Origin of the sequence: Ornithinibacillus contaminans (genome assembly GCF_001038425.2) — a bacterium.
In the GTDB taxonomy this organism is placed as follows: Bacteria; Bacillota; Bacilli; order Bacillales; family Amphibacillaceae; genus Ornithinibacillus; species Ornithinibacillus contaminans.
Window position 1 is genome coordinate 58,321 of sequence record NZ_LDPV02000024.1, and the last position, 22,501, is coordinate 80,821.

Sequence of the window (22,501 nt, forward strand, 5' to 3'; positions counted from 1 at the left end):
TTCACACCTCTACCTAACAATCATTTTTCGTGTAGCAGTAGATTTTTTTCCATTAATTTTTCAGCAATTTGGACAGAGTTCCATGCTGCACCTTTTAGCAAGTTATCCGAGACGACCCACAGATGGAAGCCATTAGGATGGTCCAAATCCTTCCGAACACGACCAACAAACACTTCTTTTTTACCTGCTGAACTTTGTGGCGTTGGGTAGGTCTGTGTAAGTGGATCATCTTGTAAAATTACCCCATCTGCTTCTTGTAAAACGTGCCGTATAGCTTCTGTTTCTATTCCTGATTGCTCTATTTCAATATATACACTTTCTGCATGAGACGTGAAAAACGGAAGTCTAACACAAGTCGCAGCAACGGAAAGATCCTGTCGATGTAATATCTTTCTTGTTTCGTTGATCATCTTCATTTCTTCAAATGTATAGCCATTTTCCTGAAATACATCAATCTGTGGTAAGGCATTAAATGCAATCGGATAGTGCTTTTCAGCGCCTTTTACGGGTAAGATGGTGGCCGTTACTTCCTCTTCAGCGAGAAATTGTCTCGTCTGATCTCTTAGTTCCTCAACTGCTTGTGTTCCAGCTCCAGAAACTGCTTGATAGGTTGACACAATCACTCTAGAAAGACCGAATGCGTCTTGAATCGGTTTTAAAGCAGCAACCATTTGAATGGTAGAACAATTTGGATTGGCAATTATCCCTTGATGTGACTCAAGATCTTCTGAATTTACTTCTGGTACAACAAGTGGAACCTGTTCATCCATGCGATAAGCACTCGTATTATCAATAACAACCGCACCACGCTTTACTGCTTCAGGAGCGAATCGTTTAGACACTGAGCCTCCAGCTGAAAATAATGCAATATCTATTCCTGTAAAACTTTCATCAGTTGCTTCCTCTACAATCAATTCTTTTCCCTTAAAATCAACCTTCGTACCAGCTGAGCGTTTGGAAGATAGCAGTTTTAATGTGCTAATTGGTAAATTGCTTTCCTCCAGCATTTTAATCATCTTCTGGCCTACTGCTCCTGTTGCCCCAACTACTGCGACATGATAACTATTATCCTTCGTCATGATGCTGATTCACACTCCAATTAGATTTATTAAAATAGTAACAAAACTCTTAAGCTTATATTTTATCAAATTTATTCTGTATACGGAACTAAAACAGGCTGCAATTGTTTTCCTACGAGGGCAGATTCGATTGTCTCCGGTAATAATTCCATATTCGCAACAAGTGAGGTTGGCTTTTTAAATGGATCATCCTGCCCATACGGAACGAAATACATATATTTGCTTGCCATTAGCCGCATCAAATTGACACCATTTAAACCTAATGCATCATTCGTTGATATTCCTAGAACAACTGGACTCTGATTTCTAATAGTTGCTTTTGCAGCCATTAATGGAGGTGAATCAGTCAAGGCATTTGCGAGCTTGCTCATGGAATTTCCTGTTAATGGTGCTATCACCATACAATCTAAAGGATTTTTGGGGCCAAGAGGCTCTGCATCTGGAATCGTGGCAATAACTTCCTTACCCGTTATCGATTCAATACGAGCAATATGATCTTTCGCTTTGCCAAATTTTGTATCTACATTCATCACAGTATACGTTACAATTGGTACGACCTCTGCACCTAATTCCATCAATTGTTCCATTGGACCAAAAACATCTTTATACGTACAATGGGAACCAGTAACACCAAATCCAATTCGTTTTCCTTTTAAGTCCATCCTAATAACTCCTTTTCATTCGTTAAGATTTGAATAATGACATCTGCCAGTATTTTCCCTGCTGTTTTAGGAGCCACAATACTTGGCAGACTACGAGCTAATATCGCTTCAATCCCTCTTTGTTTGGCATATTCAAAATCCGTACCGCCTGGTTTTGAAGCTAGATCAAGAATAAGTGCATTTGAAGGAAGTTTTTCAATCGATGCTTTCGTAATTACCCGTGCAGGAATTGTATTAATTAGTAAATCACATTCATTCGTATAATCAGGCAATTTTTCTAACGAAATCGCGTGTAAACCCATCTCGGTAATCCTTGCTAAATCCCTAGTATTTCGGGCTGCAACAGATACCTTTGCTCCAAGTGCAGCAAATTTATTGGCAACTGTACTCCCCACTCTCCCAAAACCCGCTACGATCACACGCGAGGAATGGATTGTGTAGTCGGTATGCTCAATTGCCATCATGATGGTTCCTTCTGCTGTCGGAATAGAGTTGTAGATGGCAACATCATCACGATCAAGTAATGGGATCATTGTTGTATCTGTTTTAGTTGTTACATCTTTCAAATATTCATTGGCAATTCCTGTGAAGATCACAGCAGAATCCTTTAATTTTGCGAACCACTCTTCTGTAAGACGAATCTCCTGCACGGAAAACACAGTCTCTACTTTCCCCTCTTCATCAGTTCCAGTGATAGGCAAGATTACGACATCCAATTCGTCAATTTCCATTTCCTGAAAGTCGACCTGGTTTAAACCGGTAAACCCTTGTTCCAGTTTGTCGTAGCCGATTAAAATAATTTCTATATTTTCAATAGCTTGTAGTTGCCTTATTAACTCTAAATATCTTGCATCTCCACCTATTACAGCTATGAATTGTTTCATTACCTAGAACACCCTCCAACCTAGTTTAAAAAAAGTCACCACATGATGTTAATGGGTTTCTTTTTCGTAAAACATTTTCTTTATAGCTTATGTGATAGTAGGTGGTTAGTGATTATGACTTTTGAAAATCATTTGAAAAAAACGATGCACTAGGCATAACGAAAAACTGACAGAGGCAAGGACAGCAGTTGCTTGTCCCACAAAAAGTTTAATAACAGTCATAAACCAGGCTGTCATTGCTCTCACAATCACTGACTGTTGTTATCTCATGCCGCTAGGTAAGCTTGTTATACGTATCTTGGACACAAAAAAAGATGGCTCGTATCAATCATCTATCGATACGAGCCACCCTAGTTTCTTTCTATTCTGCTTCAATCATAATCATATCCTCACCGATCTTCTTTATTGAATTCCAATGAATTTTAGCTACCGCCCCTTCTTTTTTTAACCCGAACCACTTATAATTCGGTAAAATAAATGAGCGGATTTGACCGGTTTCTTCATCGATTTCTAAATCGGTTTGACCCAATATACCGAGACGCTTTCCCGAGGTAACATTGACAATTTCCTTACTACTAATATCATTATAGCGCATAAGTAGTCCCCCTTATTCTCTTGCTTTTATCATGTATATGCAAAAAAATAAGAATCTATGATGTACATAGATTCTTGTGACTTACTTGATTTTCGGTGCTATCACAGCCATGGAAGGCTCTGCGTTAAACGTAGCATCAATGACCTGTTGAATGGACGCATGACTCACAGCATCAATCTCTTGAATCATGTCATCAAGTGTTCGGTGATGTTTTAATAACAATTCATTTTTACCATTTCTGCTCATCCGACTATTCGTGCTTTCTAGGCTAAGCATTAAACTACCCTTTAATTGTTCCTTGCTATTTCGTAATTCCTTATCTGTCAACCCATTTTCAACAAGAGTCGCAACTGTCTGATCAATCGTTTCTTTTAATAATGGTAGTTGTTCCTTACCGGTTCCCGAATAAATGGTTAAGATTCCACTATCCATAAAGGAAGAATGATACGAGAACACAGAATAGGCTAAACCGCGTTTTTCACGAACTTCTTGAAATAATCGTGAGCTCATGCTACCACCAAGTACATTATTTAAAATGATAAGACTATAAACATTGTCAGCACCAATCGGTAATCCGTTATAGCCAATACATAAATGAGCTTGTTCTGTTTCCTTATGGCGTTCAATCGTATTCCCTAGAAAAATAGGTTTATCCAATAATGGACGTTGTACTTTTGATTCATAGGAACCAAAATAGCTATCAATTTTTGTAATGAAATCTGATTCAACATTTCCAGCAACCGAAACAACGACATTTTCAGGCGTATAATAAGCTTGAATATAGTCTTTTAATGTCTGTGGTTGAAACGAATTCAAATGTGCTTCTGTCCCCAAGATTGGATACCCTAGTGGGTGTTCACCGTAGGATGCTCTCGCTAATAAATCGTGTACAATATCATCAGGTGTATCCTCATACATTTTAATCTCTTCAAATACTACTTTCTTCTCTCGCTCCATTTCATCTGGATCAAAAGCAGAATTAAAAAACATATCAGCTAATATGTCTAATGCGTGCTCCTTATGGGTATCTAGTACCTTTGCATAAAAACACGTGTATTCCTTTGATGTAAATGCGTTTACCTGTCCACCGATAGAATCAAAGGCCTCGGCAATATCTGTGGCGGTTCTTGTTTTTGTTCCTTTAAAAAACATATGCTCTAAAAAGTGTGATATCCCATTATTTACGTCCGTTTCATTTCGAGAACCAGTTAACACCCAGATTCCGATTGTCACAGAACGCACTGCTGGTATTTTTTCTAGTACTATTCGTAGTCCATTTTTGCTAGTATGTTTTTCAATCAAAATAGTTCCTCCTGTATTACAAACTATCGATTCTCTGATAATAACTTATCAATGGTTCCTATTTGATATCCCTGGTCCTTAATCGCTTTAATTAAACTTGGCAATCCATTAACGATAGAAGTGGTAGGATGCATAAGAATCGTTGCTCCTGGGTGAATTTTCCCCATTACTCGCTTCATCATAACATTTACACTAGGGTTCTTCCAGTCAATTGTATCCACTGTCCATAGAATCGTATTCATCTTTAACCCATCTGCTACCACAATGACTTGATCGGAAAAACTACCACTTGGAGGCGCAAACCATTTCGGATTTTTTCCAGTTATTGCATGCAATACTTTGTTAGTATCCTGAATCTGCCTTAGTATTTCGCCTCTGCTTAATTTAGCCATATCAGGATGATTATAGGCATGATTACCAATAGTATGTCCTTGTTCCTGAATCATTTTCACGTAATCGACATGTTCCTTTGCCCACTGGCCTTCTATGAAAAAAGTTGCCTTCACTTTGTTCTCTTTTAATATAGTTAAAATAGTTGGCACATGCTCTGTACCCCAGGAAACATTAATTAAAAAAGAAACCATTTGCTTTTCTGGATGCCCGCGATAAATCGGTGCAGCAGGTAAGTCCTCCATGGAAGTTTTGGGCTTGATTTGCTCATAAACGAGTAAATCCTCTTGAAACTTACCTCCCTTTTTCATCCGCTCAAAGGAAGAATCAATGTCAACTTGCCGACCATTTCTACCAGGTGTCTTCTTCCAAACCCGATCTATATACGCATCTTGTGGTTCTTCATTATATGTAACGCTTTTCTCTTTGATTTCTTGATAAAGCGCATCTTCATTGTTTACTGCTGTAAGCTGAGAAAAAACTGCTTGGTCATTTGTCGCAAATGGATTTTGATCAATCCGAAACGTAACCATCACGATCATGATAAATACAATTATATGAATATAATTGCGATACCGGTACATACCATCACTCCTCCCTTTCATTTATATGAACAGAGAGGACAAGATATGTAAAAGATGTTACTTGGATAAAGCAAAAAAGAAACTGGAATTCCAGCTTCTTATCCGTCTTACAATGTTGATTTTTCGGCTTTTTCTTTTTGCTCTATCAATACTGCTTTGCGGGAAAGGTTGACACGCCCTTGATGGTCGATTTCCTTTACCTTCACCATAATTTGGTCGCCGATTTTCACGACATCCTCAACTTTATTCGTACGCTCTTCAGCAAGCTCAGAGATATGAACCAGTCCATCTTTACCTTTAAATAGTTCCACAAATGCACCGAACTTCTCAATTCGTTTTACGGTTCCTAGGTATACTTGTCCGATCTCAACTTCACGCACTAAGTCTTCAATAATTTGTTTTGCCTTTTCATTCATTGCTGTATCTGTAGATGAAATAAAGACACTACCATCCTGTTCGATGTCAATCTTAACACCAGTTTCATCAATGATTTTATTGATTTGTTTTCCACTTGGTCCAATAACATCACGGATTTTATCTGGATTAATGGACATTGTTAGGATTTTAGGTGCGTATACCGATAACTCTTTCTTCGGTTCGTTAATCGTTTGTAGCATGGAATCTAGAATCTGCATTCTACCTTTTTTAGCTTGTGTTAATGCTTCTTCTAAGATTTCTCTCGATAAACCATCAATTTTGATATCCATTTGTAATGCCGTAACACCTTTTGCAGTTCCAGCAACTTTAAAGTCCATATCACCTAAGGCATCTTCCATGCCTTGAATATCCGTTAGGATCGTATAATCATCACCTGATTTAACTAGTCCCATTGCAATACCTGCCACTGGTGCTTTAATTGGAACACCTGCATCCATCATAGCTAATGTACTTGCACAAATACTAGCCTGTGATGTTGATCCATTTGACTCCAATACTTCTGATACTAGACGCATTGTATATGGGAAGTCTTTTTCGGAAGGAATCACTTTTTCAAGTGCTCTCTCACCTAGTGCACCATGTCCAATTTCACGACGACCAGGCCCACGAATTGGTCCAGTTTCTCCAACACTATATTGCGGGAAATTATAATGATGCATAAATCGTTTCGATTCTTCTAAATCTAAACCATCTAAGATTTGCACATCACCCAGAGCTCCTAATGTACAAACACTTAATGCTTGTGTTTGTCCACGTGTAAACAGTCCGGAACCATGAGTTCTAGGTAATACACCGATACGTGATGACAATGGACGAATCTCGTCAATTTTACGACCATCTGGGCGAATTTTTTCCTTCGTGATTAGACGGCGTACTTCTTCTTTCACCATTTTATCAAGAATAGAGCTAACCTGTGATACCGTTTCAGCTTCTTCTTCCTCATAGCTTGCTAATACTGCCGTCTTTACTTCACTTATCGCTTCTTCTCGTGCATGCTTTTCTTTAACTTGAATAGCCGCAAGTAATTGATCTTTCGCTTCTGCTTCTACTTTAGTTTTTAATGCTGCATCAAGTTCAAATAAGACAAACTCTGATTTTTCTTGTCCAATAGCCTGTACGATTTCTTCTTGGAATGCAACTAATCGTTTTATTGCCTCATGACCAAACATAATTGCTTCTAACATAATTTCTTCTGGTACTTCATTTGCACCAGCTTCTACCATGTTTATCGCATCTTTCGTACCAGCTACGGTTAGTTCAATGTCACTATTTGCTTCTTGTTCAACAGTCGGGTTGATAACAAATTCACCATTTACACGACCAACATGAACACCAGCAATTGGTTGTTCGAATGGAATATCTGAAATGGATAGTGCGATTGATGAGCCTATCATTGCAGCAATTTCTGTAGAGCAGTCTTGATCCACACTCATAACCGTACTAATGACTTGAACCTCGTTACGGTAACCATCTGGAAATAACGGACGTATTGGACGGTCAATTAATCTAGAAGCAAGAATCGCTTTTTCACTCGGTCTTCCTTCTCGTTTAATGAAACCTCCAGGGATTTTTCCTACCGCATATAAACGTTCTTCATAATTAACTGTTAATGGGAAGAACGGCAAATCTTTAGGTTTTTTAGATGCAGTGGCAACTGCAAGTACTGATGAATCACCATATTGAACCATACAAGCTCCATTAGCTTGTTTTGCTAGCTCGCCAATTTCAACAGTGAACGTTTTTCCAGCTATTTCGGTCGAGAATACATGTTTATCTTGTGCCATTATTCGTCATACTCCTTTCATGAAAGCATTCTATTTTATATTTTATAGCTTATCGTCAATAATGTAAATTTTATGTATGTAAATTGCAAAGCGTAAGGCACCTGTTCAAGCGACGTATGGAGGTGAATAAAGTCTAAATAGTCGTTGGCGCCTGGAGCTAGCCATTTTTAAATTCGCAACTATTGAAAAAAAAGCAGGATTACTCCTGCTTTTCCCATTATCTACGCAATCCAAGTTTTTTAATTAACTCACGATAACGTGTTACGTCTTTATTACGTAGGTAGTTAAGCAAGTTACGACGCTTACCAACCATTTTTAAAAGACCACGACGTGAATGATGATCTTTTTTATGAACACGTAAATGTTCGTTCAATGTAGTGATTTCTTCTGTCAATACAGCGATTTGTACTTCAGGAGATCCAGTGTCACTCTCATGAACCTTGTATTCATTAATGATTTCATTCTTACGTTCTTTTGTAATAGCCATCTTGGGCCACCTCCTATAAAAATAATAACTATCCCCTGTCCCCTAGCAAACGTCGGAGTAACGATTTGCCAAGCGAAGGTTATAACTGTTTTAGCTTACATCTTTTCCGTTAAAAATGCAAGGTCTTTTCCTATTTTACCTGAAATTAGATTATTATACAAGACTCGTTAAAACGTGACGAATTTGTTTCTCATCGTCTTCCATCTGCTCAACAAGTTCTTCCACACTAGAGAATTTTTCTTCTTGACGGATAAATTTATACCATTCCACTATTATTTCTTTTCCGTATAAATCATTGGAAAAATCAAGAATATTTACTTCTAACGATAAATCCTTCCGATCTTGTGTAAACGTTGGATTAGTCCCTAGACTTGCCATTGCGTTGTAATGTTTACCATCAATAATAACCCGTACAGCATATATACCAGGCTTAGGCAATAAGGCATCTAGATGGTACTGAATATTAGCTGTTGGATAGCCAAGTTCTCTGCCACGCTTATCACCTTCAATGACAATCCCACTTGTTGTTAATGGTCTACCTAATAGCAGATTCACCTGTTCCATATCTCCTTCATGGAGTAATCCACGAATAACAGTTGAACTAATCTTCTCATCATCTAGTGTTACCTTAGCTACCTTTGTATATCCGAATAACCCTCGTGAATGCTCGCCAATCACATCCATATTACCTTGTCCCTTGTGACCATAGGAGAAATCAAATCCTGCGACAACATGCTTAATATGGAGTCCTATAATAAAATGATCGACAAAATCCTGTGGGGAAAGAGCAGATAATTCCTTATTAAATGAAATAATATAGACACGATCGACGCCAAGCTTTGCTAGCATTGCTTGTTTTTCTTTTAATGGCGTTATGTATTTTACATCATGGTTATTCTTCAGAACAACCGATGGATGTGGATAAAAGGTCATCACTGCGCTTTCCATCTTATTTTCCTTTGCCTTTGTTACAGCTTGTTTGATAACGGATTGATGACCTTTATGAATGCCATCAAAAAATCCGATTGCAGCGACAGTCTCCGGTAAATCATGTGTGTCTAGCTTATGCGGGTATGTTAAGTTGATTGTTTTCAATATTTTCACCTACTTTTGTTACTCGCTAAAGACGCGAATCGGTTTTATCTCCTGCTTATTTTCAGGATGGATTTGATAGATTGCTAATAATTGATTACCATGCATGACCTTAAACGGCTTATTGTGTATGATTTCATCTGGTTTAGCAAGCTTTTGTCCGACTAACACTTTTCGTTTGATTTCCTCATCCACTGACAGTTGATCTAAATGCGTCAAACCTTGAGTGATTGGTAGCAATAACTTGTCTGCGGTGTTTTGCTCACACGCCTCCATAATCGTATCGAAATTAACGGTATCCTCACGACTAATGGAACCAGTTTGTTCCCGAACAAGTGTAGCCATATGGGCAGGATACCCCAATTGCTTCCCAATATCAACACATAGTGTTCGAATATAGGTCCCTTTAGAACAAACAACCTGGAATCGAATGATGGTTTCATCTTGCTTAATAGCAGGTAGCCTAGTTATTTCATGTATCGTAACCGTCCGCTTGGGCCGTTCTACTGTTTGATTTAACCGAGCATATTCATATAGCTTTTTACCAGCTACTTTTACTGCCGAATACATCGGTGGAACTTGAATAATCTCACCCTTAAATGATTGTAACACGTTTTCAATTACTTGTTGAGATGGAATCTCGTCTACTTCGACTTCTTCGATTATCTCCCCATAGCTATCCTCAGTCTCGGTGGCAGACCCTAGCTTTAACTCCGCTACATACGTCTTCTTGGTATCTGTCAGAAATTGAACAATTTTCGTTGCCTGCCCAATACAAATAGGTAACACGCCTTCCACCTCAGGGTCGAGTGTACCTGTGTGACCTACTTTTTTTGTCTTATATAATTTTCGTATTTTCATCACACAGTCGTGTGAGGTCATTCCTTTTGGTTTCCATAATGGTAAAATACCATCCATTGTATAACCTCCAACGTTTTTTGCACAAGTCTGAATAAAAATCTGACCCCCGAAGAGCCAGATTTTTATTTCAAAACTATTTACTTATTGCTTATTTAAATCCCGTAATAACGAATCAATTCGATTTCCATACTCCAACGCTTCATCGAATTCGAAACTTATTTCTGGTGTCTTACGCAAACGAATTCGAGTACCAATCTCAGAACGGATAAATCCTTTTGCTTTTGCAAGACCAAGAAGTGTATCCTTCTTCTTTGCCTCATCACCAAGCACGGAAATATATACTGTAGCTTGTTGTAAGTCACCAGTTACTTCCACATCAGTTACCGTAACAAATCCAACCCGAGGATCTTTAATTTTACGCGTTAAAATCTCGCCGAGTTCCTTTTTCATTTGTTCTGCTACTCGATTTGCACGTAGATTACTCATTTCCATCACCTCTAATCAGTCACATACGCATTGCTTTTAGACAATGTCAATAGTTGTAATCGTTCTTTCTATTTCAGAAAATGTATCGATAACTCGAAGTACTTCTTGCATTACCTGTTCACCATGAGAACGTTCATTTGAAATGGTTACAACACCTAATTTGGTACGTTGCCATAAATCATGATAATCTAATTCGGTAACCGCAACATTAAAATCCTTTCGCAATCTGGCAAGGAGTCGCTTAATCACAGAACGTTTCTCTTTTAAGGAATGACCATCATACAGCATGCATTCTACTTCAAGTGAGATAATCATTTACGTTCGATTTCCTCCATCACGTATGCTTCAATAATGTCGCCTTCTTTAATATCATTATAATTCTTAATTGTTATTCCACATTCATAGTTTTGGGCAACTTCTTTCACATCATCTTTAAAGCGTTTCAGTGTATCAATTTCGCCTTCGAATAGAACGACGCCATTTCGTACTAACCTGATACCTGAATCTCTTGTAATTTTACCATCAGTTACATAGCAACCAGCAATGGTTCCAACTTTAGATACTTTAAAGGTTTCTCTTACTTCTGCTTGCCCAATCACTTTCTCTTCAAACTCTGGATCAAGCATACCCTTCATTGCCGCTTCGATTTCTTCAATCGCTTTGTATATAACGCGATGTAATCGCACATCAACATTCTCAGATTCCGCAGAATTTTTAGCGTTTGCATCTGGGCGTACATTAAACCCGATTACAATTGCGTTAGAAGCTGATGCTAAAATGATATCCGATTCTGTAATCGCCCCAACACCTGTATGGATTATTTTAATTTTAACACCTTCCACTTCAATTTTGCGAAGTGATGATGCTAAAGCTTCTACTGAACCTTGTACATCTGCTTTAATAATGACATTAATTTCTTTCATTTCACCTTGCTTAATTTGTTCAAATAAATCATCCAGGCTCACTTTCGTTTGCTCTGTACGGTTTTCTTGAATATGTTTTTGCTGACGAGCTTCACCAATTTGGCGTGCTTTCTTCTCATCATCAAATACAACAAATTGATCGCCTGCTTGTGGCACTTCATTTAATCCAGTAATTTCTACTGGTGTAGATGGACCTGCTTCTTTCACGCGTTGCCCAAGATCATTTACCATCGCACGTACTCGACCAAATGTGTTACCTACTACAATAGGATCCCCAACATGTAATGTACCATTTTGTACTAATAATGTTGCAACGGAACCACGGCCTTTATCTAATTGTGCTTCAATTACAGTACCAGTAGCATTACGTTTTGGATTAGCTTTTAGTTCTTCTACTTCGGACACAAGTACGATCATTTCTAATAAATCATCGATACCCTCACCCTTGATAGCCGATAATTGAACAAAGATAGTATCGCCACCCCAGTCTTCTGGAACTAATTCATATTCAGTTAGTTCCTGCATAACACGGTCTGGGTTTGCTCCTTCTTTGTCTATTTTATTTACCGCTATGATAATCGGAACCTCTGCTGCTTTTGCATGGTTTATTGCTTCAACTGTTTGTGGCATTACACCGTCATCAGCAGCTACTACTAAAATCGCAATATCTGTTATTTGTGCACCACGTGAACGCATGCTAGTGAAGGCAGCGTGACCAGGGGTATCCAAGAAGGTAATTTTCTTTCCACTTCTTTTAACTTGGTAAGCACCAATATGCTGTGTAATTCCACCTGCTTCTCCAGCAGTTACCTTCGTATGACGAATGGAATCAAGTAAAGTTGTTTTACCATGGTCAACGTGACCCATGATGGTTACAACTGCTGGTCTTTCGACTAAAGTAGCTTCGTCATCAGCTTCTACGTATTTATCTAGGTCTGTGTCCTCAAGAATAATCTCTTTTTCAACCTCAACATCAAATTCTGCGCAAATTAATTCAATTGCATCATCATCCAAGTCTTGATTTTTAGTCGCCATAACACCTAAAAACATTAATTTTTTAATGATTTCTGAGGCTTCTTTATTTAGTTTTTCAGCTAATTCACTAACAGTTAGTGTACCACTATATTTAATTTCCTTTGGTGTTTCCTTCACGACTGGTGGTTGGTTATGTTGAGCTTGTTTATTCTTCTTATTATTCTTTGGCCCTTTATTCTGTTGTTGTTTTTGGTTGTTGTTTGGTCTTTGTTTGTTATTATTCATTTGTTTTTTAGTATGTTGCTCCCCAGACTTTGTATTCGGATTAGTTTTGACGTCTTTTTTTGGTTGTGTCTCCGCGCTCTTAGGTGATTCTTGACGTGGTTTTTCCGAATTTGATACTGCTTTTTCTTCCTTCTGTTTCGATCCAAATCGCTGATCTAGTTTTGTAACCATATCAGAATCGATCGTTGACATATGATTAGAAACTTCTATATTATTTTCTTTTAGAAATTCAATTACATCTTTACTTGTAATATTTTGTTGTTTCGCATACTCATATACACGCATTTTACGCATATGTTCACCCCCGAATTTATTTACCCGAGTAACTGCTTCAATTTAGTCGCAAACCCTCCATCTAAAATCGCAATGGCTACTCTTTGGGATTTTCCGATAGCATTTGATAATGTATCTCTATCATCGGCTACGATTACATATGGAACTTCATATGAATTACATTTATCTGTCAGCTTTTTTCGTGTTTGGGGACCGACATCATTAGCAATCAGCACTAATTTAGCTCGTCGTTTTTGGATATCCTTAACGATTGTTTCTTCCCCAGTTGAACATTTGCCAGCTCGAAATGCTAAACCGATAATATTTAAATAATTAGGATTCATTGTGACCACTTACAAGCATTCTTAACTCATCATAAATAGCCGTATCGACTTGTGTATTTAACTGACGATTTAATATACCTGTTTTCTCCGCTTGATTAATCACTTGTATATCCTTTGATAGATAAGCTCCCCTACCATTTTTCTTACCGGTAGGATCAACAAAGACCTCTCCTTCTTTGTTGCGTACCACACGAATCAATTCATTCTTTGGCTTCATTTCATTTGTTACCACACATTTACGCGCTGGAGTTTTTCGTTTCCCAGTCATCAAGATCACTCCCTTATTCGAATAAATCCTCTTCGAAATCTGCGTAATCTGATTCTTCTTGTACGGTTACTAATCCTTCTTCTCGTGCTTCTGACTCACTTTTAATATCAATCTTCCAACCAGTTAGTTTCGCAGCAAGTCGTGCATTTTGACCACGTTTACCGATGGCTAATGACAACTGATAATCTGGTACAATTACGGTTGTTGATTTTTCCTCTTCATTGACTAAAACTTCGATTACTTTAGAAGGACTAAGCGCATTCGATACATAGACAACAGGATCCTCAGACCATTCTACAATATCAATCTTCTCGCCTTTTAATTCATTAACGATAGCTTGAACACGTTGCCCCTTCTGTCCTACACAAGAACCAACTGGATCAATGTCTTGGTCTTCCGCATAAACAGCAATTTTAGAACGGTCTCCCGCTTCTCTAGCAACTGATTTAATTTCTACAACGCCATCATAAATTTCTGGAACTTCCATTTCAAATAAGCGTTTTAATAGACCTGGATGTGATCTAGAAATATAGATTTGTGGGCCTTTACTTGTGTTTTCAACTTTTGTTACAAACACTTTTAAGCGATCATGTACTTGATAATCTTCTGTTGGCATTTGTTCTGCCTCAGGAAGTTTCGCTTCGATTTTCCCTAGATTCACATAAACAAATCGCGGGTCAATTCGTTGAATAATCCCAGTCATAACATCTTCTTCACGGTCAGCATATTCACTAAAAATCACACCACGCTCCGCTTCACGTACACGTTGTGTCACGACTTGCTTAGCAGCTTGTGCAGCAATTCTACCGAAATCCTTCGGTGTAACCTCAACTTCAATAATATCTTCTATTACATAGTTTGGATCAATACGCTTTGCTTCATCTAACGATATTTCTTGTTGATTATCTTCCACTTCTTCTACAACCGTTTTACGTGAGAACACACGCATTGTTCCTGCTTTTTCGTCTAACTCAACCCGCACATTGGTAGCCGATTTAAAATTTTTCTTATAAGCCGAAATTAATGCTGCCTCTAATGCCTCGATAAGGACGTCCTTATCAATTCCTTTTTCTTTACCTAAATTTTCAATTGCGTCAAACAATTGACTACTCATTCCTCATTATCCCCCTTTATAGTACGACTGCTAATCTTGCTTTTGCAATTTTGTCATATGGAATTTCAACTTGTTTTTTTTGTGTCTTAACCTTGTATTCAATGGTTGCGGTATGATTAGAAAAGTCTATAAGTATACCTTCATATGCCTTTTCCCCATTAATTGGTTCAAACAATTTCACATACACATTTTTAGTGATATTTTTAGCAAAATCTTCTTCCGATTTTAATGGGCGTTCAACACCTGGTGAAGAAACCTCTAAAAAGTACGCTTCCTTTATCGGATCAACTTCATCTAATTTTTCACTAAGTTGTTCGGAAACATCGCCACATTCAGCTATGTCAATACCGCCTTCCTTATCGATAAATACGCGTAGGAACCAGTTTTTGCCCTCTTTTACATATTCGATATCAACTAGTTCTAATTGTTTTGCCGCTACAATTGGCTGTACTAATTCTTCTACTGTTTTCACAACTTGAGAGCTCAAGCCACCATCCTCCTTTTAACTCTAGCTGCACCTGCTACTTCTTAGTATTGACAAACTACTCCAATTTCATTTAGCTGTGAATCAATATAAAACCCTTGCCAAAAAAAGAGGCAAGGGAAGTTTAAACAGAGTGAGCAGATTACGAAGAAAGAGTGGGAATGCCCACTCTTTTGTCCGATTCTATCAGTACTTACTTCTAAAATATACCATAACCATTTCCTCTGTGCAAGAAAATATACAATCAGAAAAATTACTAACTCCGATTAATTGGCATTAAAATCGGCCATTAAATTCGTACTAACGGTGTTTTCCACGGTTAAATAATCTTGTAATGCTTTTTGTAAAGACGCTTTTGTTACTGCTTTAGTGCCGAAATGAACATCTAAGCTAATCATTTTCCGAACAATTTCCGGACGTAAACCGGTAATTATCAATTTACTACCCATCATGGAAACGCCATCTAATAACTTAAGGAATAATTGCATCGCATCGTTATCCATTTCAGCAATTCCAGACAAATCCATAATTAAGGTTTGTATCCGTAATCTACCTACCTCAAATAATACTTTTTCTTCAATAATATTAGCGCGATTGGTATCCAGTGTACCAATTAGTGGTAACACGCTAACATCTGGGGTGATAGGAATGATTGGTGCTGATAGATTATTAACTAGCTTTTGTTGTTTTTCAATTAATTCATCTTTGTATTTCGTATAACTAATAAAGAACCCATTCATAAAATGATCCAGCAGGTCATTATAATTACTTGTTTCCTGATAAAAACATTCATTGGACTTTTCTTCTTTATTAGCCAATACATCATAATAATGTAAAAACTCCCATAGGGTACGACGAATTGAGCGTAACCATTCGAGCTTAAAGCTTAGTGTTAATGCAAACTTAGCCCATAATATTCCTTCTTGTTTTGCAAATTCATTTACCTTGTCCGCCTCTTGATCAACGACTAATAAAACGAGATGATGGGCATTATCCAACAAATTTATATTTCCTATTATGTGGATTTCATCGATTTTATTACGTACATTCACTGCAACACCTAGTAATCTTTCTTCAAACGGCATGCGGTTTAGGACTAGGAATTCATGAATATCTTCACTTTTTTTTAAATTTGATAGCTGCACCATATTCACTTCCTTCAACAGATTAGGTAATGCATATGTAAGTAAATTCATATCGTTTTGTAAAATGGTATCCTTAATTATACCTATACGAGCTCATGTAATTCAAGCATTACATTACACTACCATATAAATTAAACCTTAAATGAAAGGAACAAAAAAAGTTGAGACAAAAGGATGATGCCAAGGTAAAATGACGAACAATGTGCCTATTCCTAAAGCGGAGATAGCACCCATATTCGGACTTTATCTTACCATAAAACGTTTTGTCTCAACTTTATATTCATTAGAATAAGGATAATTGATTTTTTTCTTCCATTCCTTCTAAACAGCCATGGTTATCAAGATATTCCAGTACTGTTTTAGAGATTTTACTGCGCTCTCGTAAATCTTCTTTCGAAAGGAACTCTCCTTCTTCACGAGCCTTCACAATATTTATCGCAGCATTTGTTCCTAGACCTTCCACTGCGTTAAATGGTGGGATTAATGTGTTACCCTCTACCACAAATTCAGCTGCCTTTGATTTATATAAATCAACCTTTTGGAAAGCGAAACCACGTTCACACATTTCTAATGCAATTTCTAAAACCGTTAGAAGGTTCTTCTCTTTTGGCGGTGCATCATTTCCTTTGATACTGATTCCCTCTATCCGTTTACGAATCGCATCAGATCCTTTTACCATCGTATCCAAATCAAAATCATCAGCACGTACGGTAAAATATGCTGCATAGAAATAAATTGGATGATGAACTTTGAAATAGGCAATACGAACGGCCATTAATACATAGGCAGCCGCATGTGCTTTCGGGAACATATATTTAATCTTCTTACAGGACTCCACATACCAATCTGGTACATTATGTTTCTTCATTTCTACAATCCATTCGTCCTGTAGACCCTTCCCTTTACGAACGGACTCCATGATTTTAAAGGCAAGAGAAGCTTCTAATCCTTTGTGCATTAAATAAACCATAATATCGTCACGACAACCAATTACTTCTGGTAACGTGCAGATTCCCTCGTTAATAAGCTCTTGTGCATTTCCTAACCATACATCAGTACCGTGTGATAGTCCAGAAATGATAACAAGCTCTGCAAAGGTACTTGGTTTAGTGTCTTCTAACATCTGGCGTACGAATTTCGTTCCAAATTCCGGTACACCCAATGTTCCTGTCTTACAATTTATTTGTTCTGGGGTTACCCCTAAAGATTCTGTTCCTCCAAAGATTTTCATTACTTCCTTATCATCTGTAGGAATTGTCTTTGGATCAATTCCACTTAAATCCTGAAGCATACGAATAACGGTTGGATCATCGTGCCCAAGTATATCTAGCTTCAACAAATTATCATGGATAGAATGGAAATCAAAGTGAGTTGTCCGCCATTCACTCTTACGATCATCTGCCGGATACTGAATTGGTGTAAAGTCATAGATTTCCATATCGTCTGGTACAACGATAATACCACCCGGGTGCTGACCAGTTGTGCGTTTAACGCCTGTACAGCCTTGTACGAGCCGATCTACTTCTGCATGTTTGAAAACAAGCTGTTTATCCGATGCATACCCCTTCACATAACCGTAGGCTGTTTTTTCTGCAATGGTACCAATTGTACCTGCACGATAAACATTATCCTCACCAAACAGGACCTTCGTATAATTATGTGCTTTTGGTTGATATTCCCCTGAAAAGTTCAAATCGATATCGGGAACTTTATCCCCTTTGAATCCAAGGAATGTTTCAAACGGTATATCTTGTCCATCCTTTTTAAGGGAAGTTCCACAACTAGGACAATCTTTATCTGGCAAATCAAAGCCACTTGCATACGTTCCATCTGTTATAAATTCATTGTAATGACAGCTTGGGCAAATGTAATGTGGCGGTAACGGATTTACCTCGGTAATCTCCGTCATCGTTGCTACAAAGGATGACCCTACAGATCCCCTTGAACCTACTAGATAACCATCGTCTAGTGATTTTTTAACGAGCTTATGTGAGATTAAATAAATAACCGCAAAACCGTTACTAATAATACTATCCAATTCTTTTTCTAAACGATCGGTAACAATTTTCGGTATCGGTTCCCCGTAAATTAATTTAGCGCGTGTATAACATAGGTCTCTTATTTCCTGATCAGCACCTTCAATCGTCGGTGTATACAAATCGTCTTTCACAGGAGAAATTTCATCAATCTCATCTGCTAGTGCTTGTGTATTTGTAATAACAATTTCTTTTGCCTTTTCCTCACCTAGAAAACGAAAACACTCAAGCATTTCATTTGTCGTTCGGAATGGGGTATCTGGTAATGTAACCCGGTTTAACGGATTACCTGCTTGAGATGCGATTAGAATTTGTCGATACATTTTTTCATGTTCGTCAATATAGTGAACATTTCCAGATGCAATGACACGTTTATCCATGCGATTTCCTAAATCGACAATCTTATTAATAATATCTAAGATTTGTGCTTCATTCTGAACTAAATCCTTTTCAATTAAATGCGTATAGTTGCTAGGTGGTTGTACTTCAATATAATCATAGAATTCCGCAACTTTTTCTGCTTCATCTGCAGACTTTTGCATCATTGTTTCAAATACTTCTCCATTATCACATGCAGTTCCAACTAAGATTCCAGTACGATGCTTTTGCAATACAGATCTTGGGATGCGAGGCACACGATAAAAATAATCGATATGAGCAAGTGAAACAAGCTTATACAGATTTTTTAGCCCTTCCTCTGTTTGTGCAATTAATGTGCAATGGAATGGTCTGGAGCGCTGATATGCATTCCCTTCCCCCATATGACTGTTTAATTGATTATGATTCGTAATTTCCTTCTTTAATAAAGCTTGTACTAATTTCCAAAGTAAATAGCCAGTCGCCTCTGCATCATAAATTGCTCGGTGATGCTGTGTTAATTCAATATCTAAATGTTTACACAATGTATTTAGGCGATGGTTCTTTAATTCTGGAAATAGGAATCTAGCTAATTCTAATGTGTCAACTACTGGATTTTCTACTTTTTCATAGCCAATCTTTTGGTAGCCTTGATTTAAAAATCCGATATCGAAACTCGCATTATGTGCGACAAATATGCCATCTCCACTCCAGCTATAAAAATCCTTTAATACATCGTCAATTTCAGGAGCATTCTGCACCATTTCATCGGTAATTCCCGTTAAATCCGTTGTTGTTTGGGAAAGTGGATGATGTGGATTTGCAAATGACTCAAATCGGTCCACAATTTCGCCTTGATGTATTTTTACCGCCGCTAGCTCTATGATGGTGTCATATACAGCCGATAGTCCGGTTGTTTCCACGTCAAATACAATATACGTCCCATTCTCCAAATCGATGTCTGCTTCGTTATAGGCAATTGGTACCCCATCATCTACTAAATTGGCTTCTACACCATATAATATTTTGATGCCATGCTTCTTGCCGGCTCCATGTGCATCCGGAAATCCTTGTACACCTGCATGATCCGTAATTGCAACAGCCTTATGACCCCATTTTGCTGCTTGTTCAACAAGTCTAGCTGGCGAAATAACAGCATCCAATTGACTCATAGTCGTATGAGCATGAAATTCTACCCGCTTTTCGTCATCCTTTGCGGTATCTTGTCTGCTCGCGACTTTAACTTCATGCATATCATTTGCCATCATTGCAAGCTCGTTGGAATACATATCTGTTTGAATACTACCTCTTGCTCTAATCCACATACCTTTTTTCAAGTGCTCAAACTTAGCTGCATCCTCATCACCTTTTGAGAACATTTTTATCTGCAGTGAATCCGTATAATCGGTTACTTTGGCAATTAACAGGCTTCTACCAGAGCGTAATTTACGAATATCAACATCAAACACATAGCCTTGTACGGCAATTCGTTTCTCTTCCTCCTGTATCTCTCGCATTTCAGAGATATCATCTTGTATTTTATATCCAATTGAAAATGGCTGATTTTCTTCAGCTGAACGGTTTTTATCCCGTTTTTCTTTTTCTTGAATTGTTTTTAAAATAAGCTGTTGATCTTCACGCGCCTTCTGTTCTCGGAACTGTTGAATTTTATCATCTTCTGTTTTTACATCCACGGTAAGCGGATAATATCCAAGTCCTACTTGTTTACAAAAAGATTTAAACTTCTCTTCTAATCGTTTTTTAAGCGCATTTGCCTCTGCTTCATTTCTAGCAGTTAACATAATTTTATTACCGTTAACCCTAGGTTTTTGTGAATAGACAAGATCACGATAAGCTGGAGATACATCAGGTGTTAGCTGTAAAAACAGTTGCCAATAATCACAGACTAGCTCTTCAGTACATTGGCTATTCTGACAAGTCAAGGTTAACTCAATAGTTGCAATTTGTTGGAACGCTTCCTTTAACTGTGTCATTAACGTTTGATACACAGTTGATGGTAGCACTTGATTGACATCTATATAAAAGTGCCATAGCCTTTTTGCTTTAAATACCTCAAGCTTTGTTAAGGAACTATCCTGAAAATAGTTAGAAACATCGTTTGCTGGCATATTTATTTGCTGTAATAATAAACTTAATTTCTCTTTATTAGATATATCCATTCGTATTCCCCCTGTAAAAATAACCCTTTTAACGGTAATGCAGGAAATTGAAAAGATGGAAACCCTTGTCACGTAAAAAAAGACAAGGGTCCCAAATCGTTCAAATCTTATTCTATTTCTATAGTACCTTCTTTACCTAATCGTTACAACATTTTTAATCTGGTAATTTCATCAAAAATATGTGTTATAAGAACAATCGTTGTATGTCATTCCACGTAACGATAATCATCAGGAGCATTAGCAAGGCAAATCCAACAAAATGAAAAATACCTTCCTTTTCTGGTTCCATTGGTTTCCCTCGCACTAGCTCAATACCAACAAATAATAATCGTCCACCATCAAGTGCCGGTAATGGAACTAGATTAACAACACCTAGGTTGATACTTAAAATTGCTGTCCACATTAAGAAATTCATAAATCCGGTTTGTACGACCTGATCAGTTGCATCATAGATGCCAACAGGTCCTGACAGCATATCAATTCCTAGCTGTCCGGTAATAAGCATAGCGAGATTGGTAAGAATCATGGAAGTTGTTTCATAGCTTTGAATCGCACCGTATTTAAAAGAACCCCAAAAGGACTTCTCAGAAGCTTGGTATACCCCAATTTGCCCGATCTGTTCTTCTTGTCCTTCTAATGTAATCGCATTTGGTACAACGGTAAGCGTTTCTGTATCCCCATCTCGAAGAATGGTCATATGTAGCTCTTCTCCTGGATTTTCCCGGACAACAGCTGTGAATTGTTCCCAAGTTGAAATGGACTGATCGTCGATTTGAACTACTTCATCATTTTCTTGCAACCCAGCAGTTTCTGCAGGACTGTCTAGTTGGATTTGACTCACTCTTGCTTCTTCAACCGGTATGCCTTGTACAACCCCAATAATGATAAAAATGAAAATCGCTAATAAAAAGTTCATCATCGGACCAGCAAATAGCTGCATTGCACGCTGACCAGTTGTTTTTGATGCAAACTGTCGATCATATGGAGCAATTAGTGTTTCCTTTTCATCCATGACAAATAAAGCTTTGCGATCAACTTCAAATCGTAATCGATTTTCATCGTCATCTAGTTCATAGCCCTCGATGATTAGCTGATGATCTAAATCAACTTCTTCTACTTCAATTACACGTGCATTTGGATGCTTGGACTTGTTATTGACAATTATTTTACTGACTTTACCCGCGTCATTAAACTCAAGCCCAATATGATGTCCAGGCTTTAGCTCGATAATTTCAGGATCCTCACCCGCAACCCGAACATATCCGCCAATTGGTAATAGTCTAATCGTGTATAACGTATCATTTTTTGTAAAAGCAAATAACTTGGGACCGAACCCAATTGCAAATTCACGCGCTAGCATCCCTGCCCGTTTCGCAAAGATTAGATGGCCTAATTCATGGACAAACACAAGCAGGCCAAACATAAATATAAACGCAATTACTGTTGTCAAATCGAACACCTTCCTTTGTTGAA

20 protein-coding genes are annotated in these 22,501 nt (G+C 37.8%); all 20 read right to left on the reverse strand.

Translation table 11 applies throughout. The features are described from left to right. Positions 1–20: 20 nt before the first annotated feature. The gene (gene asd / locus JF53_RS05700; RefSeq protein ID WP_047981219.1) at positions 21–1,079 is read right to left on the reverse strand and encodes an aspartate-semialdehyde dehydrogenase; all 1,059 of its coding nucleotides are present in this window, start codon (positions 1,077–1,079) and stop codon (positions 21–23) included. Between the two features lie 71 nt (positions 1,080–1,150). After that, complete coding sequence (gene dpaB, locus JF53_RS05705; RefSeq protein ID WP_047981220.1) at positions 1,151–1,741, reverse strand: dipicolinate synthase subunit B; 591 nt, start codon at positions 1,739–1,741, stop codon at positions 1,151–1,153. Further along, complete coding sequence (gene dpaA, locus JF53_RS05710; protein ID WP_047981221.1) at positions 1,732–2,625, reverse strand: dipicolinic acid synthetase subunit A; 894 nt, start codon at positions 2,623–2,625, stop codon at positions 1,732–1,734. Before dpaA ends, dpaB begins: the two co-directional genes overlap by 10 nt. 361 nt (positions 2,626–2,986) lie before the next feature. Beyond that, a complete protein-coding gene (locus tag JF53_RS05715; protein WP_047981222.1) occupies positions 2,987–3,220 on the reverse strand; it encodes a YlmC/YmxH family sporulation protein in 234 nt (77 codons plus the stop codon). Between the two features lie 81 nt (positions 3,221–3,301). Then, the gene (locus JF53_RS05720) at positions 3,302–4,522 is read right to left on the reverse strand and encodes a M16 family metallopeptidase (RefSeq protein WP_047981223.1); all 1,221 of its coding nucleotides are present in this window, start codon (positions 4,520–4,522) and stop codon (positions 3,302–3,304) included. Between the two features lie 23 nt (positions 4,523–4,545). After that, positions 4,546–5,496: a polysaccharide deacetylase family protein gene (locus JF53_RS05725; RefSeq protein ID WP_047981224.1), complete on the reverse strand. Its 951-nt coding sequence runs from the start codon at positions 5,494–5,496 to the stop codon at positions 4,546–4,548. A gap of 107 nt (positions 5,497–5,603) precedes the next feature. Beyond that, positions 5,604–7,718, reverse strand: coding sequence for a polyribonucleotide nucleotidyltransferase (gene pnp, locus JF53_RS05730; RefSeq protein WP_047981225.1), 2,115 nt, complete (start codon positions 7,716–7,718; stop codon positions 5,604–5,606). 217 nt (positions 7,719–7,935) lie between these two features. Continuing rightward, positions 7,936–8,205, reverse strand: coding sequence for a 30S ribosomal protein S15 (gene rpsO / locus JF53_RS05735; protein WP_047981226.1), 270 nt, complete (start codon positions 8,203–8,205; stop codon positions 7,936–7,938). A 153-nt stretch (positions 8,206–8,358) separates the two neighbouring features. After that, positions 8,359–9,309: a bifunctional riboflavin kinase/FAD synthetase gene (locus tag JF53_RS05740; RefSeq protein ID WP_330218279.1), complete on the reverse strand. Its 951-nt coding sequence runs from the start codon at positions 9,307–9,309 to the stop codon at positions 8,359–8,361. A 9-nt stretch (positions 9,310–9,318) separates the two neighbouring features. Next, the gene (gene truB / locus JF53_RS05745) at positions 9,319–10,215 is read right to left on the reverse strand and encodes a tRNA pseudouridine(55) synthase TruB (protein WP_047981228.1); all 897 of its coding nucleotides are present in this window, start codon (positions 10,213–10,215) and stop codon (positions 9,319–9,321) included. An 84-nt stretch (positions 10,216–10,299) separates the two neighbouring features. Beyond that, on the reverse strand, positions 10,300–10,644 hold the full coding sequence (rbfA, locus tag JF53_RS05750) for a 30S ribosome-binding factor RbfA (RefSeq protein ID WP_047981229.1): 345 nt from the start codon (positions 10,642–10,644) through the stop codon (positions 10,300–10,302). A gap of 36 nt (positions 10,645–10,680) precedes the next feature. Continuing rightward, on the reverse strand, positions 10,681–10,959 hold the full coding sequence (locus JF53_RS05755) for a DUF503 domain-containing protein (protein WP_047981230.1): 279 nt from the start codon (positions 10,957–10,959) through the stop codon (positions 10,681–10,683). Continuing rightward, positions 10,956–13,121, reverse strand: a complete 2,166-nt coding sequence (infB, locus tag JF53_RS05760; protein WP_047981231.1) for a translation initiation factor IF-2 — start codon at positions 13,119–13,121, stop codon at positions 10,956–10,958. The genes JF53_RS05755 and infB overlap by 4 nt, the downstream gene beginning before the upstream one ends. Before the next feature lie 20 nt (positions 13,122–13,141). Next, the gene (locus JF53_RS05765; RefSeq protein WP_047981232.1) at positions 13,142–13,444 is read right to left on the reverse strand and encodes a L7Ae/L30e/S12e/Gadd45 family ribosomal protein; all 303 of its coding nucleotides are present in this window, start codon (positions 13,442–13,444) and stop codon (positions 13,142–13,144) included. After that, positions 13,434–13,712, reverse strand: a complete 279-nt coding sequence (rnpM, locus tag JF53_RS05770; protein WP_047981233.1) for an RNase P modulator RnpM — start codon at positions 13,710–13,712, stop codon at positions 13,434–13,436. The genes JF53_RS05765 and rnpM overlap by 11 nt, the downstream gene beginning before the upstream one ends. Before the next feature lie 13 nt (positions 13,713–13,725). Then, positions 13,726–14,826 carry a transcription termination factor NusA gene (gene nusA, locus JF53_RS05775; RefSeq protein WP_047981234.1) on the reverse strand — a complete coding sequence of 367 codons (1,101 nt, stop codon included), beginning with the start codon at positions 14,824–14,826 and terminating at the stop codon, positions 13,726–13,728. 16 nt (positions 14,827–14,842) lie between these two features. Further along, positions 14,843–15,313: a ribosome maturation factor RimP gene (gene rimP, locus JF53_RS05780; protein ID WP_047981235.1), complete on the reverse strand. Its 471-nt coding sequence runs from the start codon at positions 15,311–15,313 to the stop codon at positions 14,843–14,845. Positions 15,314–15,576: 263 nt separating this feature from the next. After that, the gene (locus JF53_RS05785; RefSeq protein WP_047981236.1) at positions 15,577–16,458 is read right to left on the reverse strand and encodes an STAS domain-containing protein; all 882 of its coding nucleotides are present in this window, start codon (positions 16,456–16,458) and stop codon (positions 15,577–15,579) included. A 280-nt stretch (positions 16,459–16,738) separates the two neighbouring features. Next, the gene (locus tag JF53_RS05790) at positions 16,739–21,028 is read right to left on the reverse strand and encodes a PolC-type DNA polymerase III (protein ID WP_047981237.1); all 4,290 of its coding nucleotides are present in this window, start codon (positions 21,026–21,028) and stop codon (positions 16,739–16,741) included. 184 nt (positions 21,029–21,212) lie between these two features. Then, positions 21,213–22,478, reverse strand: a complete 1,266-nt coding sequence (rseP, locus tag JF53_RS05795) for an RIP metalloprotease RseP (protein ID WP_047981238.1) — start codon at positions 22,476–22,478, stop codon at positions 21,213–21,215. Positions 22,479–22,501 lie beyond the last annotated feature (23 nt).